This is a genomic window from Rhizobium sp. 01T444, from assembly GCF_056398305.1.
In genome coordinates this window covers 402,377-415,479 of the sequence record NZ_JBFTPD010000002.1, presented here as the reverse complement: position 1 = coordinate 415,479, position 13,103 = coordinate 402,377, and the positions used below count along the sequence as shown (strand labels likewise).

Genomic DNA, 13,103 nt, shown 5'->3' with positions numbered 1-13,103 from the left:
GAGCCGCACAAAGCAAAAGTGCCGTATCGCGGCGGCGCATCTTTTCGGATATCGGCATCAATTGACCGTGGCCGCAACCGGAACAGTTTCCACACCGGATCTCCTGGGGCACCGGACGCTTTCCTTCGCGTTCGGTCCGCAGAGATGAAGGCCCGGCTCTTCATCGTAGGGAATCACACCATCGATGATGTCAAGCTTGAGCGCCTGAGGTGGATATATATCGTCTCTCCCGAATGACGGCGTTATCATCATCGTGTCGAATGTCTCGGGACTGATGCCCATCTCGCTGAAATAGGCAATGAATTTTCCGCGCTCGGTCTCCGTAAGCTCGATCGCCGGCTGGCTGAGGCCAAGAGCAGAAGTCTTTCCGACGAACCGCAACTCTCCGCCCATGAAGGCAAGCGTGCAGCTCGAAAAGCAGTACGCACCGCCGGCAAAGACCTCACCTTCGGTCGGCCCGTTTTTGGCCATACTCGCAGTGCAACGCGGATCCTGCATCGGACAATTCGGCAAGCGCGTTCTACCAATCGACGTATCGAGACCTGCGGCGCGGATCATACGCCCCATCGCGAAAGCAGCATCTCTGTCGCCGCCATAGGACTGAAAGACGACGGGCAGCTTTTTTTCTCCGAGCGTCTTCAAGACCGCGTCCAGCTGAGCCGGCGTATCCGGGGTGATGTCCCCATCCGCAGAAATCCACTGCGTACACTCGTCCTGGCAATTGCCATCGTACATCACGAGAAAGTCCATAGGATGGGTTTTAGGCAGACCGCCGCTTGTGTATACGGTCGCACGCTTCACCGGTGCCTCCGCCACAGGCGCCGGCGCTACAGCCACCTCGGCCGCAGGATGGCGATAGCAGGCGGCGCTCGCCGCGGCGTCTTTGGTACAGAGCGGCATACCGGGCCACTCACTGAATGTCAGCACACCCGTGAGAAGACCCATTCGAACTGCGTCTTCAGGCGGTATGACTGCGATGCTTGCAGGGGTGGTCGCCATCATCAGATCAACCAGATCACCACTGACGCCCATTTCTTTCAAATAGCCCGTCAGGGCAGCGGTGGCTTTCTTGCCCAGCTTGGTGGAACTGCGCTGCCCAGCTGGCTTTCGTCCAACCTCCTTGCGGGAGACTTCCGTCTTCTTACCGTTCACCATTTTGTATTCGATCCGGTAAGAGACACGCACCTTCTGATAGATGGTCGTGATCTGGTGGATGCCGATATAGGCCCACTGCGACGAGGCGCGCGACGTGCCACCAGCCAGCACCAGAGGACACGCCGAATAGCAGAACGCACCATCCGAATAAGTGTCCCCGAGCGAAGTGCCATCCTTTGCGATAGCAGCAGCGCAGCGCCTATCGTCATCGGGGCAATCCTTAAGCTGCGTCCCGCCGACTGCCGTTTCAAGACCAGCCTTGCGGATCATCCGGCCCATCGCATAGGCGGCATCGACTTCGCCGCCCTCCGAGCGGAGGACGACAGGTACTTTCCGGTCGCCGATCTTCTTGAGAAATTTTCTCAACCGCGCTGGCGTATCTGACGTTATACGCCCCTCCGCCGATATCCATTCAGGACAGTCTTCCAGACAGGAGAGGCTGTGCACGAGAATGAAATCCATCGGGGGTTGCCCCGCCTGTTTCTGCTTGGCTGCTTCGGAGGCAGTAGCTCCGATCGGCAAGTTCAAAAGGAACAAAATAAGTAATGATCGGAAGGATAGGCACTTCACCAAAAAAGAAACTGCAAAGCGCACGATTAGATCGCCTTAGTTGCACCTGACCATACGCTTAGCAATTGGATTAAACGGCAGCAAGCGGGATTCCGAGGACTTGCCGCCGCCTTATTACTTTATTCGCCCATCGCAATCAGGCTGGCATTGCCGCCTGCGGCAGCCGTGTTCACCGAGATCACCTGCTCCAGCGCAAAACGCAGCAGATAGGCGGGCCCGCCGGCCTTGAAGCCGGTGCCGGATAAACCTGAGCCGCCGAAGGGCTGGGTGCCGACGACGGCGCCGATCATGTTACGGTTCACATAGACATTGCCAGTATCGAGCGCATCGGTGACGGTGCGGATCGTGGATTCGATGCGGCTGTGAACGCCAAGCGTCAGGCCGTAGCCGGAGGCCTGGATATCCTGCAGCACCCTGGGCAATTCCTTCGCCTTCCATCTCACGATGTGCAGCACCGGCCCGAAGACTTCCTTGGTCAGTGCCGCAGGCTTGTCGAGCTCGATGATATGCGGCGCGAAGAAGCTTCCGCCATCAGGCGCCTTGCCGGCATAGCGAACCTTCTGCGTTTTCTGCATGTCGGCGATATGGGCTTCCAACATCGCCTTCTGCTTCTCGTCGATGATCGGGCCGACATCGGTCGTTTCCAATGCGGGATCGCCAAGCTGCAGTTCGCGCGCAGCACCTTCGATCATCTGCGTCATGTGCTCGGCCACGTCCTCCTGCAGGAAGAGCAGGCGAAGTGCAGAGCACCGCTGACCGGCAGAGCGGAAGGCTGAGAGGACCACGTCATCGGCCACCTGTTCGCCGAGCGCGGTTGCATCGACCACCATGGCGTTGAGACCGCCGGTTTCGGCGATCAGCGGCACGATCGGCCCATCCTTGGCAGCAAGCGCTCGGTTGATCGCCCATGCCGTCTTCGTCGAACCGGTGAAGGCAACGCCGGCAAGCGCTGCATGCGCCGTGATAGCGGCACCGACGTCGGGACCGCCAGGCACGAAGAGCAGCGCATCTTCCGGCACGCCGGCCTTGTGGAACAGCTTCACTGCTTCATAGGCGATCAGCGGCGTCTGCGGTGCAGGCTTTGCAAGCACGGCATTGCCGGAAACGAGTGCGGCCGAAACCTGCCCAAGGAAGATCGCCAACGGAAAGTTCCAGGGCGAGATGCAGGTAAAAACCCCGCGGCCGCGCCATAGATACCGATTATCCTCTCCAGTCGGCCCCGGCATCTTGGTCGCTGTGCCGAAGAGCCGCCGCGCCTCGCTGGCGTAATAGCGGCAGAAATCCACCGCCTCGCGTATTTCCGCAATGCCGTCGTCGAGCGTCTTGCCGGCTTCTGCGGCCAGGAGCACAAGCAGCCTGTCGCGATTTTCTTCCATAAGGTCGGCCATGCGCTCCAGCGCAGATGCACGTTCTTCGACCGGACGGCGCGACCATGCTTTGTAGCCTTTAGCGGCAACGGCAAAGGCCTTGTCGATATCGGCAACGGTGGCATTGCGAACCGAGCCGACGGTCCTGGAGCGATCGGACGGTGAAAGGACGGGCGCTTCCGAAGCGCTGGCAGCCACGCCCGGAATGAGGGGCGCGGCCGCGATGGCGGGAAGCCCCTTCCGGATCGCCTCCATCAGCTTTTCAAGCGTCGCCCGATGGCCGAATTCCAGTCCGGCGCTGTTCTTCCGCTTGCCGTAAAGCTGCAGCGGCATCGGGATCCTGCTGTTGCGCGCACTGGCGCCGACATCGAATTGCAATTTGTCCGCCGGACGCTCCAGCAATGCCTTGATCGGCACATTCTTGTCGCCGGCCATAGCAACGAAGGAGGAATTGGCGCCGTTTTCGAGAAGACGGCGGACAAGATAGGCGAGCAGATCGCGGTAGCCTCCAACAGGCGCATAGATCCGGCAGGCGATCCGGTCGTTGGTATCAAGCAGATGATTGTAGAGGCTCTCGCCCATACCATGCAGGCGCTGGAACTCGAAGCCGGAACGATCATTGCCGGCAAGCTCCAGAATGGTGGAAACCGTCAGTGCATTATGGGTGGCAAATTGCGGGAAAATACGCGCCCGCTTGGCGAGCATGTGCTGCGCGCAGGCGAGATAGGAAAGGTCTGTCGCCTGCTTGCGCGTCCAGACCGGATAATCGTCAAGCCCGCGTTCCTGCGCCCGCTTGACCTCGGTATCCCAGTAGGCGCCCTTGACGAGGCGCACCATCATGCGGCGGCCAAGCTTTGCGCAGAGTTCATCAACATAATCGATCACGGCGACCGCGCGCTTCTGATAGGCCTGGATTGCAAGGCCAAAACCATCCCAGCCGGCAAGCGACGGATCGGAAAAGACCGCGGCGATCACGTCGAGCGAAAGCTCCAGCCGGTCGGCTTCTTCGGCATCGATGGTGAAATTGAGCTGATGTGCCTTAGCCATCTGCGCAAGCTTCAGGAGGTCGGGCACGAGTTCCCTCATCACGCGATCGCGGTGAGTGGCGAGATAGCGCGGATGCAGCGCCGAAAGCTTGACGGAAATACCCATGCGATCGGGCAAATCCTTGCCCTTGGCGTTCTTCGCCATCCAGCCGCCGATCGCTTCGATCGCCATGGCGTAGGATTGCCAATAACGTTTGGCATCTTCGGCCGTCCGTGCGCCCTCGCCCAGCATGTCGAAGGAATGGCGATAGCCCTTCTCCTCGCTCTTGGCCGCGCGGTTGAGAGCGTCCTTGATGGTTTCGCCGAGCACGAAGTGATGGCCAAGGAAGCGCATGGCCTGCTTGGTGGCATTGCGAACGGTCGGCAGGCCCATGCGTTTGACAAGGCCGCGAAGCACGCCCTCGGGCGTCTCACCGGGGCGGATGATGCGGGCTGAAACGCCGAGCGCCCAGGCGGATGCCGAGACAAACCAGCTGTCGGCCTTGCCCTCATGCTCGCTCCAGCCGCCTTCCTTCAGCTTGTCCTCGATCAGCTTGTCCTGCGTCAACGCGTCGGGCACGCGTAGCAGCGCTTCGGCAAGCACCATCAGCGCCAGACCCTCCTTGGTGGAAAGCCCGTATTCCCTGAGGAAATCCTCCACGCCGCCGATCGATCCCGAATTGCTGCGGATCGCCTCGATCATGCCCCCGGCACGCTTGTCGATCGCAACATCCTGGGAGGCCGAAAAGCGCAAGCCTTCGGCGAAACCATGCAGCAGGCGATCATCGTCACCGGCAAATGGAGCGTTGAACGGGGCAAAAGGCGTGGAAATCTGGGTCGGCATGAAGTGTTCTCCGTGATTTCGGCAACATAGCTGTTCATTCGTGGTGTTTTTCACTAAACTGAGGCCGACCAACACGATCTTCGCCTACCGACCGCCTGAAAGGCCGCGAAAAATGAAAGAGCTCGACCGTCTCGATCGCAAGATTCTGCGTGCGCTGCAGAAGGAAGGACGACTTTCCAACATAGAGCTCGCCGAACGCGTCAACCTGTCTCCCACGGCCACTGCCGAGCGCGTCAAGCGGCTAACCCGAGACGGTTATATCACGGGCTATATGGCAATCCTTTCGCCGGAAAAACTCGGCCGCAACCTCCTCGTTTTCGTACAGGTAAAACTTGACCGTACCACGCCTGACGTTTTCGATGCCTTTGCTGCGGCAGTAAAACGCAGCGACGACGTCATGGAATGTCATATGGTCGCAGGAGGCTTCGACTATCTTGTGAAGGCGCGCATGGCGGGGATGGAGGCTTATCGCCAATTCCTCTCGGAGGTGATTCTTTCCCTCCCCGGCGTACGCGAAACACACACCTATGCGGTCATGGAGGAGGTAAAAGGCACAGCCCTTCTACCCGTATAGCTCGAAAATCAACTTAAGCGCGTTTTTCATCTGGTTAATTTTTCACAAAATGAATTAATCAGCGTGTGCTAAGTCAATTAGGGCTAGCATCCAGGCGGATTTATGTATTTGATAGCGGTAACATAGGGACTTGCGGGGGCATATAATGTCTTACATGACTACCTCTGAAAGGCAGTCATTACTATCGAGCGAACTGGCAGTGGCGCGCACGCGCGGCCTGTTCGCACAAGCGCTTGGAAGGGTGGCAGCGGCATTCGGTTTTGAGCACGCCACCCTGCTGAACGCGCCGACGATAGAAGATTTGCTGCTCAAGCCGCTGATCATCGAGAGCTCGCTGCCGGTTTCCTACATCAGGGATTTCGATCGCGCGCATATGCTGCGCGCCTGTCCCTTTGCCGCACGCATGAGGGAATCAGCCGTACCGCAGGTATGGCATCTTAACGATCCCGGCCATGCCCAGTCTTTCCCTGCCGGCACCAGAAACTTGATGCTGCAGCACGGCATGAGCGCCGGCATTGCCATGCCGATCAATTCGGCCGATGGACAGCGCCTCGTCTTCTGGTTTGGCGGCGAACGTGCATCCCTCGGCCAGAGCGAGATCAACGAACTCGCGATGATCGTTCTCCACGCCGTCGATACCTACAACAGCGTCAAGCGCAATGAGGAGAGCCCCCATAGCGCGCTCTCGGCCCGCGAGCTTGAGGTCGTGCGATGGACAGCGCAGGGCAAGACCTCGATCGAGATCGGCCAGATCCTGGCGCTCTCGGATCACACGGTAAATGCCTATATGACCAACGCAATTAAAAAACTCGATTGCGTCAACCGCACCCAGTTGGTAGCAAAAGCCATCCGATTGAAGCTGATCAACTGAGGAATCAGAAGAGAATCAGCGCGCCATCCCGAATTAGGGGGAAACCGTGCCTCTTCGTTTCGAACAGTCAGCCGTCGAACATCGGCTGCAATCCCGTGCCCACATCGGAATTACCGATGCAGAAGCGCTGACCATGTTCGCTGCCTACCGCCTCTTCGGCTTCTGGCGGATGAACCTCGAGACCGGGCATTTCTTCGCCAGCGAAGACGTACACCAGATCTTCGATCTTCCTTACAGCGAAGGTCCGGTCAACCTGACCGAACTCATGTCGCGCATCCATGCGGAAGACCGGCTGCTGATTGCCGAAACCTTCGAGCAGGCAAGCCTCTACCGGGTCGGCTTCCACTATGTCTATCGCGTCGACAACGGGCTCGGCGGCTACAAGATGGTGCGCTCCGTCGGCAAGTTCCGCGACGACGCCAGCGGCGGCGGTATCGTCGGTATCACCTATGAATTCGTCGAGAAGCTGCGCATCCTTGGCTTCGAGGACGGCGGCACTCCGGCTTAACGGTCCAGCACCGAGCGGATTTCAACCAGGTTCGATCGCACTCTCAGCATATAAAAGCCCATCGTGGCGAGATGGCTCGGCATGATCCAGCCATCCTCCCGTCCGTTGGAAATGATTGCCGGCTGGATGCGAAGTGCTGCCTGGAATTGCCGTGTCGTGCCGGCCCAGATCGCCCCGAGGTTTCGCTCCGACACAACCTGAGAGAAATCAGACTGTGCGGCCGTCAGAATCGCGTAATAAGCGTAGAGCTGCCCGTAGGCGAACCAGAATCGATCGTCCGCCCGCGTGTCGAACCAGCCGCGATTATGGTTTTCCGAGCGCTCCGCCAGCATGTCGGAGGTGCTGCCGAGATCGTTGGCGATGCGGTCGATGAACTGCATCAGGTTGTCCGCGCGACCGTCGAAAACTGCGTTGCAGGCGGCGAGATCAGTATTGAACTTGCGCAAGTCTTTGATGGCGGTGCGATAATAGGCAGGCGTCGGCGTCTTCAGTCCGAAGGGATCGAGCCCGAAATACCAGCTGTGTTCATCGAACTGCAGATTGCCGCGCGCGGTCTGCAGATCGTTGTTGATGCCGGACGTGCCGCGCACGCGCCCGAGCGTGTCGACAAGCTCCGCCGAAGTTCGCCGGACCGCCTGGTTGATGCCGCGCTGGAAGGATGCCTTGTTGTCGAGGAAGGGCGTGTGATCCCAGTCCATGCCGAACAGGCCCATCTTGTAGAGCACCATCGACGATATCCAGGCATTCTGGTTGACGTTGAAGTCCGTCAGATCGGCCGCGACATCGACGATCGCCGAGCGCTGGCAGGTCTTGGTGGCAGTGCCGTCGGCCGCCGGAATTTCCTGTCCTGCCGGCACCTTGCGATCCGAAAGGCGATATTGATCGACGAAGTTCGTATTGAAATTCGACCAGGCCTGCGTCTGCCAGATGAAATAGCCGTAGAGGACGACGAGAAGCGCGAGAAACGCGATGATCGGCAGCCGGATCATCCAGGTCCGCCGCGCATACCATCCGTGCGCGGCCATGAGTGGCCAGATCGCCCAGGCAGCGAAAAGGCGAACCCAGCGGCTGATCGTCTGGCCGATCAGTCTGAAAAAACCGGCAATCCGGTCGAGCATCGTCGTCTCCTGTCAGGCGGCGAAAACAGGGATATCCTTTCCATCCACATATGCGCTCGATCGCCCAAGTACAACAACAGACAAGGATATTTCGGCCAAACGGTGCGCGAGCCAGACGCGACAGATCGGATACGCCTTCCCTCGCCGCCCCGTCAGGAGCGCAGCGAACGGAGGAATCCGAGGCCGAACATCGGAGATTTTCGCACCACATCGATCAGCGGCGCCTCCGAGGGCTCCTCGGCATAGGCGGGAAATTTCCGGGCAAATTCCTGATCTGCACGGCTCTTTCGCTGGACCAGATCCTGAGGCACCAGCATGCCCTTTTCGAAAAGCGCGATGGATGCGGCGATATTCGGGAAAAGCTCCGGCTTGATCCTCACCTTCATGCCCGGACGGTCGGTATCGACCTGTGCCTGATAGATGATAAGCCGCTCCTCGGTATCGACCGAAAGCTTGCGGATGAGCACGTTGCAGCCGGCGACACGGCCGTTCAGCCTGTCGACGAAGGCCTGGAACATGCCGATGAAGCGTTCGCGTCGCTGGCTCTCGTCGCGCATCGCATGTTCCTCGACGGAAATGCGCTCGGCCTCCGCCTTCAACGCCAGACGCTCCGCCTCCATCTGCTCCCAGTGCGCCTTGTTGCCATAGACGCCGATGCGCCCCTGCGTGTTCAATGCCTTGGCGTTGAGCTCCTTCATCCGCATCCGCGCAATGTCGATCTCGTCAACAAGCCGCCGCCGATGCTCGACAATGTCGATGAGGCTCAATTCGGCGCTCTTGTGACGCTCGACAAGGGACAGCCTCTCGCCTTTAAGCAGCGTCGCCAGCAGATCGGATTTCGTCAGAAGATCGAGCAGTTGTTCCACGACCGGCGCCTCGCGCACCCGCGCGCTATGCATGCGCCACATGCGCTGTCGGGAAAACCATCCGGCCATCTTTTCACGCCGCGTCAGCCCGCGAAAACTGTCGAGATCGGCCGAAACCTTGGCCGTCAGCCGGTCCAGGGAGAAGACGAGTTCCGCAAGCAGCACATCGAGCGTGGCACTGTCGTTTAAGAAGGCCTGGAAGCGCGCATTCTGCTCCAGGAAAATCTCGTCGGATGAGCGCGACTCGTCACCATCGAAACTTGTGATGCAGGCGGCGCAATAGTCGGCTTCGCCGGCCATGGCCTCGGCAAGGTCACGGGCAGCATCATACTGGCTATCGAAGGGCGGGCTCTTGCGCACCGGGCACTCCCATGGAATCTCCGTCTTCCAGACTATTCACTTGCCGCGCTAAAGAAAACAGGCGTCGATCCGTTCAGACCGGCTCGGCAATCCATTCGCCGTTCATTGCATCATCCCAATGGCGGCGGCAGAGCGAAACATATTTCTCGTTCCCCCCGACATCGATCTGCGCGCCCTCGTGCAGCACCTTGCCCTCGGCATCGAGCCGCACGACCATGGTGGCCTTGCGCCCGCAATGGCAGATGGTACGCACCTCCCTCATCTCGTCGGCAATCGCCAGCAGCTCCTGCGAGGCCGGGAAGAGCTTGCCCTGGAAATCCGTTCTCAGGCCGTAGACCATCACGGGAATGCCGAGCCTGTCGACGACGCGGGCAAGCTGCCAGATATGATCGCGCGTCATGAAATGCGCTTCATCGACGAAGACGCAGGAGATCGCCTGTCCTTCGCTGCTGAGTTTCCGGACCAGCGCATAGAGATCGCTGTCGCTTTCGAAGGGGATGGCCTCCGCTTCGAGCCCGATACGCGAACCGATGATGCCCCGCCCCACCCGATCGTCGAAGGCCGCGATCAAGAGAACCGTGCGCATGCCGCGCTCCTGGTAATTGTAGGAGGCCTGCAGCAGCATGGTCGACTTGCCGGCATTCATCGTCGAGTAGTTGAAATAGAGTTTTGCCATCGGATTCTCCTTATCTGGCTTCTTGAAAGCTGGAGAACGCAAAGAAAAGCCCCGACAAATCGATAATCACAGGAAATCCTGGTGGCGAAATCGCCAAAGGCCTTGAAATTCAAGCTTTCCCAAAAAACGCTGAGGCGTCGCAATCATATAGTCCGGAACGCCGCAAACGCGCCGAGATCGCTTGTAAAACTGGTCTATTGATGGTTGGCTTGGGAACGTAAGACTGGGAGTCTAAAATGAAAACAACAAGCGCATTCAAACTCATTACCGCAACTGCAGTCGCAGCTCTCTCCGTTGCGACCGCCGCCTTCTCCGCAGACCCTGAAAGCTGCTCCACCGTCCATCTTTCGGATATCGGCTGGACGGACGTCACGTCGACTACGGCGACCGCCTCCCTGCTCCTCAAGAAGCTTGGTTATGAGACCGACATCAAGGTTCTCTCCTTGCCGGTCACCTATACCTCGATGAAGAACAAGGACATCGACGTGTTCCTCGGCAACTGGATGCAGTCCCAGAAGGCAGATATCCAGCCCTACCTCGACGACAAGTCGGTCGAATCTTACGGTCCGAACCTCGTCGGCGCCAAGTACACGCTGGCAACCAATGCCAAGGGCGCCGAACTCGGTATCAAGGACTTCAAGGATATCGCTGCCCACAAGAGTGATCTCGACGGCAAGATCTACGGTATCGAGCCCGGCAATGACGGCAACCGCCACGTCATCGACATGATCGACAAGAACACCTTCGGCATGAAGGAAATGGAACTGGTCGAATCCTCCGAGCAGGGCATGCTGGCGCAGGTCGCCCGCGCCGAGAAGGAAGGCAAGCCCGTCGTCTTCCTCGGCTGGGAACCGCATCCGATGAACACCAACTTCAAGATGACCTATCTGTCGGGTGGCGACGACACGTTCGGACCGAATTTCGGCGGCGCCGAAGTCTATACCAACGTGCGTGCCGGCTATCTCGATGAGTGCCCGAACGTCGGGACGCTGGTCAATAATCTGAAGTTCTCCCTGAAGATGGAGAACGAGATCATGAACAAGATCCTGAACGACGGTGAAGATCCGGAAAAGGCAGCGGGCGAATGGCTGAAGGCCAATCCGTCCACGGTTGATCCCTGGCTTGCCGGCGTCAAGACGCGCGATGGCAGCAGCGATGGCCTCGCAGCCGTCAAGTCCGGCCTCGGCCTCTGATGAAATGAACGGGGCGGATCTGCCGCCCCGTTTTCGTTTTCATCCCGATCTTCGTTCTTAAAAGACAGGCGCGCCTCGTGAATTGGATCACCGACGCTAAAATTCCCATTGGCCCCTGGGCCAAGTCCTTCGTTGACTGGCTGACGACAAACGGCGAATGGTTCTTCAACCAACTCTCCGCGCTGCTGTCCCACGTCATCAATGCCTTGCTTTTCGTGCTGCAGACGCCCAATCCGCTGATTGCCATCCTTGCCATCAGCCTCCTCGCCTGGTGGCTGCGCCGATCGATAACAGTGGCGGTCTTCACCTGTCTTGGGCTGCTGCTCATCATGAACCAGGGCTATTGGAAGGAGACGACGGAAACGCTGGCGCTCGTACTCGCCGCGACCTTCGTCAGCATGGTGATCGGCATTCCGCTCGGCATTGCGGCTGCCCGCCGCGCCTGGATCTATGCCGCGATGCGGCCCGTTCTGGACCTCATGCAGACCATTCCGACCTTCGTTTATCTGATTCCAGCACTTATCCTTTTCGGCCTCGGCATGGTGCCGGGCCTGATCGCAACCGTCATCTTCGCCATCCCCGCCCCCATCCGCCTTACCCGCCTCGGCATTATCTCGACGCCCCCTTCCCTCGTCGAAGCCGCCGTCGCCTTCGGCGCGACGCCGATCCAGGTTCTGCGCAAGGTCGAGCTGCCCTTTGCAACACCGCAGATCATGGCCGGCCTGACGCAGACCATCATGCTCTCCCTCTCGATGGTCGTGATCGCCGCCCTCGTTGGCGCTCCCGGTCTCGGCGTACCGGTCGTGCGTGCCTTAAATACCGTCAACATCGCCAAGGGTTTTGAGGCCGGTTTCTGTATCGTCATCTTGGCAATCATTCTGGACCGCATGTTCCGCACCGCAGGCGAAGGAGACGGCGCATGACCGCGGTCAGTTTCAGAGACGTCAACATCATCTTCGGCGACCGGCCGGAAATTGGGCTCGCCATGGTCGACCAGGGCCGCTCACGTGACGAGATCGGCGCCGAGACCGGCCTCGTTCTCGGCGTCGCCAATGCCTCGCTGACCATCGAGGAAGGCGAAATCCTGGTGCTGATGGGCCTTTCGGGTTCCGGCAAGTCGACGCTCCTGCGTGCCGTCAATGGGCTTGCGCCGGTCGTGCGCGGCGACGTCGCCGTTTCGACGGCAACGGGGCCGGTAAACCCCTACAAATGCAGTGCCAAGGCGCTGCGCGACCTGCGCACGCATACGGTCTCCATGGTGTTCCAGCAATTCGCCCTCATGCCCTGGCGCACCGTTGCCGAGAATGTCGGTTTCGGCCTTGAGCTCTCGGGCGTGCGGGAAGCCGAGCGCAAGAGCCGGGTCGGCGAGCAGCTCGAACTCGTCAACCTGACGAAATGGGCGGACCGCAAGGTCAACGAGCTCTCCGGCGGCATGCAGCAGCGCGTCGGCCTTGCCCGTGCATTCGCCACCGGCGCGCCAATCCTCCTTATGGACGAGCCGTTCTCCGCGCTCGATCCGCTGATCCGTACGCGCCTGCAGGACGAGTTGCTGGAATTCCAGCGGCGGCTGAAGAAGACCATCCTCTTCGTCAGCCACGATCTCGACGAGGCCTTCCGCATCGGCAATCGCATCGCCATCATGGAGGGCGGACGCATCATCCAGTGCGGAACGCCACAGGAGATCGTCAAGAACCCGGCCGATCAATATGTCGCCGACTTCGTGCAGAACATGAATCCGATCAACATGCTGATGGCCTCTGACATCATGCAGCCCGGGCTTGGCGATGCGGCAATCGGCATGTCGGTCAGCGCCACTGCGCGCCCCACGACGCCGCTTGTCGATATCCTCGACGCCCTCTCCCGGCAGCCCGGCAGTATCGGCGTGGTCGACAACGGGCAGATCGTCGGCACGATCTCGGCGCAGGATGTCGTCACCGGCCTTACACGGCACAAGCGGAAGGAATAAAGCATGTCGC

At 59.6% G+C, this 13,103-nt stretch carries 11 protein-coding genes; 6 read left to right on the top strand and 5 right to left on the bottom strand.

All coding sequences use genetic code 11. The features are described 5' to 3' along the window. Positions 1 to 57: 57 nt before the first annotated feature. The gene (locus AC1DTN_RS04780; protein ID WP_442207004.1) at positions 58 to 1,749 is read right to left on the bottom strand and encodes a COG3904 family protein; all 1,692 of its coding nucleotides are present in this window, start codon (positions 1,747 to 1,749) and stop codon (positions 58 to 60) included. A 95-nt stretch (positions 1,750 to 1,844) separates the two neighbouring features. Beyond that, positions 1,845 to 4,961, bottom strand: a complete 3,117-nt coding sequence (gene putA, locus AC1DTN_RS04775; protein WP_442207005.1) for a bifunctional proline dehydrogenase/L-glutamate gamma-semialdehyde dehydrogenase PutA — start codon at positions 4,959 to 4,961, stop codon at positions 1,845 to 1,847. A gap of 112 nt (positions 4,962 to 5,073) precedes the next feature. On the opposite strand from putA, the gene AC1DTN_RS04770 reads away from it, so the two are divergent. The 3 genes from AC1DTN_RS04770 to AC1DTN_RS04760 all read left to right on the top strand — a co-directional run bounded on the left by AC1DTN_RS04770 (position 5,074) and on the right by AC1DTN_RS04760 (position 6,914). After that, positions 5,074 to 5,535, top strand: coding sequence for an Lrp/AsnC ligand binding domain-containing protein (locus AC1DTN_RS04770; protein ID WP_007824522.1), 462 nt, complete (start codon positions 5,074 to 5,076; stop codon positions 5,533 to 5,535). 145 nt (positions 5,536 to 5,680) lie between these two features. Then, on the top strand, positions 5,681 to 6,406 hold the full coding sequence (locus tag AC1DTN_RS04765; RefSeq protein WP_113321982.1) for a helix-turn-helix transcriptional regulator: 726 nt from the start codon (positions 5,681 to 5,683) through the stop codon (positions 6,404 to 6,406). Between the two features lie 46 nt (positions 6,407 to 6,452). Beyond that, complete coding sequence (locus AC1DTN_RS04760; protein ID WP_113321981.1) at positions 6,453 to 6,914, top strand: PAS domain-containing protein; 462 nt, start codon at positions 6,453 to 6,455, stop codon at positions 6,912 to 6,914. Here the strand turns inward: AC1DTN_RS04760 and AC1DTN_RS04755 are convergent. From AC1DTN_RS04755 to AC1DTN_RS04745, 3 genes are all read right to left on the bottom strand, one after another. Beyond that, complete coding sequence (locus AC1DTN_RS04755; RefSeq protein ID WP_442207006.1) at positions 6,911 to 8,032, bottom strand: DUF2333 family protein; 1,122 nt, start codon at positions 8,030 to 8,032, stop codon at positions 6,911 to 6,913. The two genes, AC1DTN_RS04760 and AC1DTN_RS04755, sit on opposite strands and share 4 nt — an antisense overlap. A 152-nt stretch (positions 8,033 to 8,184) precedes the next feature. Further along, the gene (locus tag AC1DTN_RS04750; protein ID WP_442207007.1) at positions 8,185 to 9,258 is read right to left on the bottom strand and encodes a hypothetical protein; all 1,074 of its coding nucleotides are present in this window, start codon (positions 9,256 to 9,258) and stop codon (positions 8,185 to 8,187) included. Between the two features lie 73 nt (positions 9,259 to 9,331). Then, entirely contained in the window at positions 9,332 to 9,934 is a 603-nt protein-coding gene (locus tag AC1DTN_RS04745; protein ID WP_113321978.1) for a thymidine kinase, read from the bottom strand. 236 nt (positions 9,935 to 10,170) lie between these two features. Between AC1DTN_RS04745 and AC1DTN_RS04740 the strand changes: the two genes are divergently transcribed. From AC1DTN_RS04740 to choV, 3 genes are all read left to right on the top strand, one after another. Beyond that, the gene (locus AC1DTN_RS04740; RefSeq protein ID WP_442207008.1) at positions 10,171 to 11,127 is read left to right on the top strand and encodes a choline ABC transporter substrate-binding protein; all 957 of its coding nucleotides are present in this window, start codon (positions 10,171 to 10,173) and stop codon (positions 11,125 to 11,127) included. A gap of 77 nt (positions 11,128 to 11,204) precedes the next feature. Next, positions 11,205 to 12,050 (top strand): choline ABC transporter permease subunit, encoded by an 846-nt coding sequence (gene choW, locus AC1DTN_RS04735; protein ID WP_442207009.1) that lies wholly within the window; start codon positions 11,205 to 11,207, stop codon positions 12,048 to 12,050. Then, positions 12,047 to 13,093 carry a choline ABC transporter ATP-binding protein gene (gene choV / locus AC1DTN_RS04730; protein WP_442207010.1) on the top strand — a complete coding sequence of 349 codons (1,047 nt, stop codon included), beginning with the start codon at positions 12,047 to 12,049 and terminating at the stop codon, positions 13,091 to 13,093. The genes choW and choV overlap by 4 nt, the downstream gene beginning before the upstream one ends. Positions 13,094 to 13,103 lie beyond the last annotated feature (10 nt).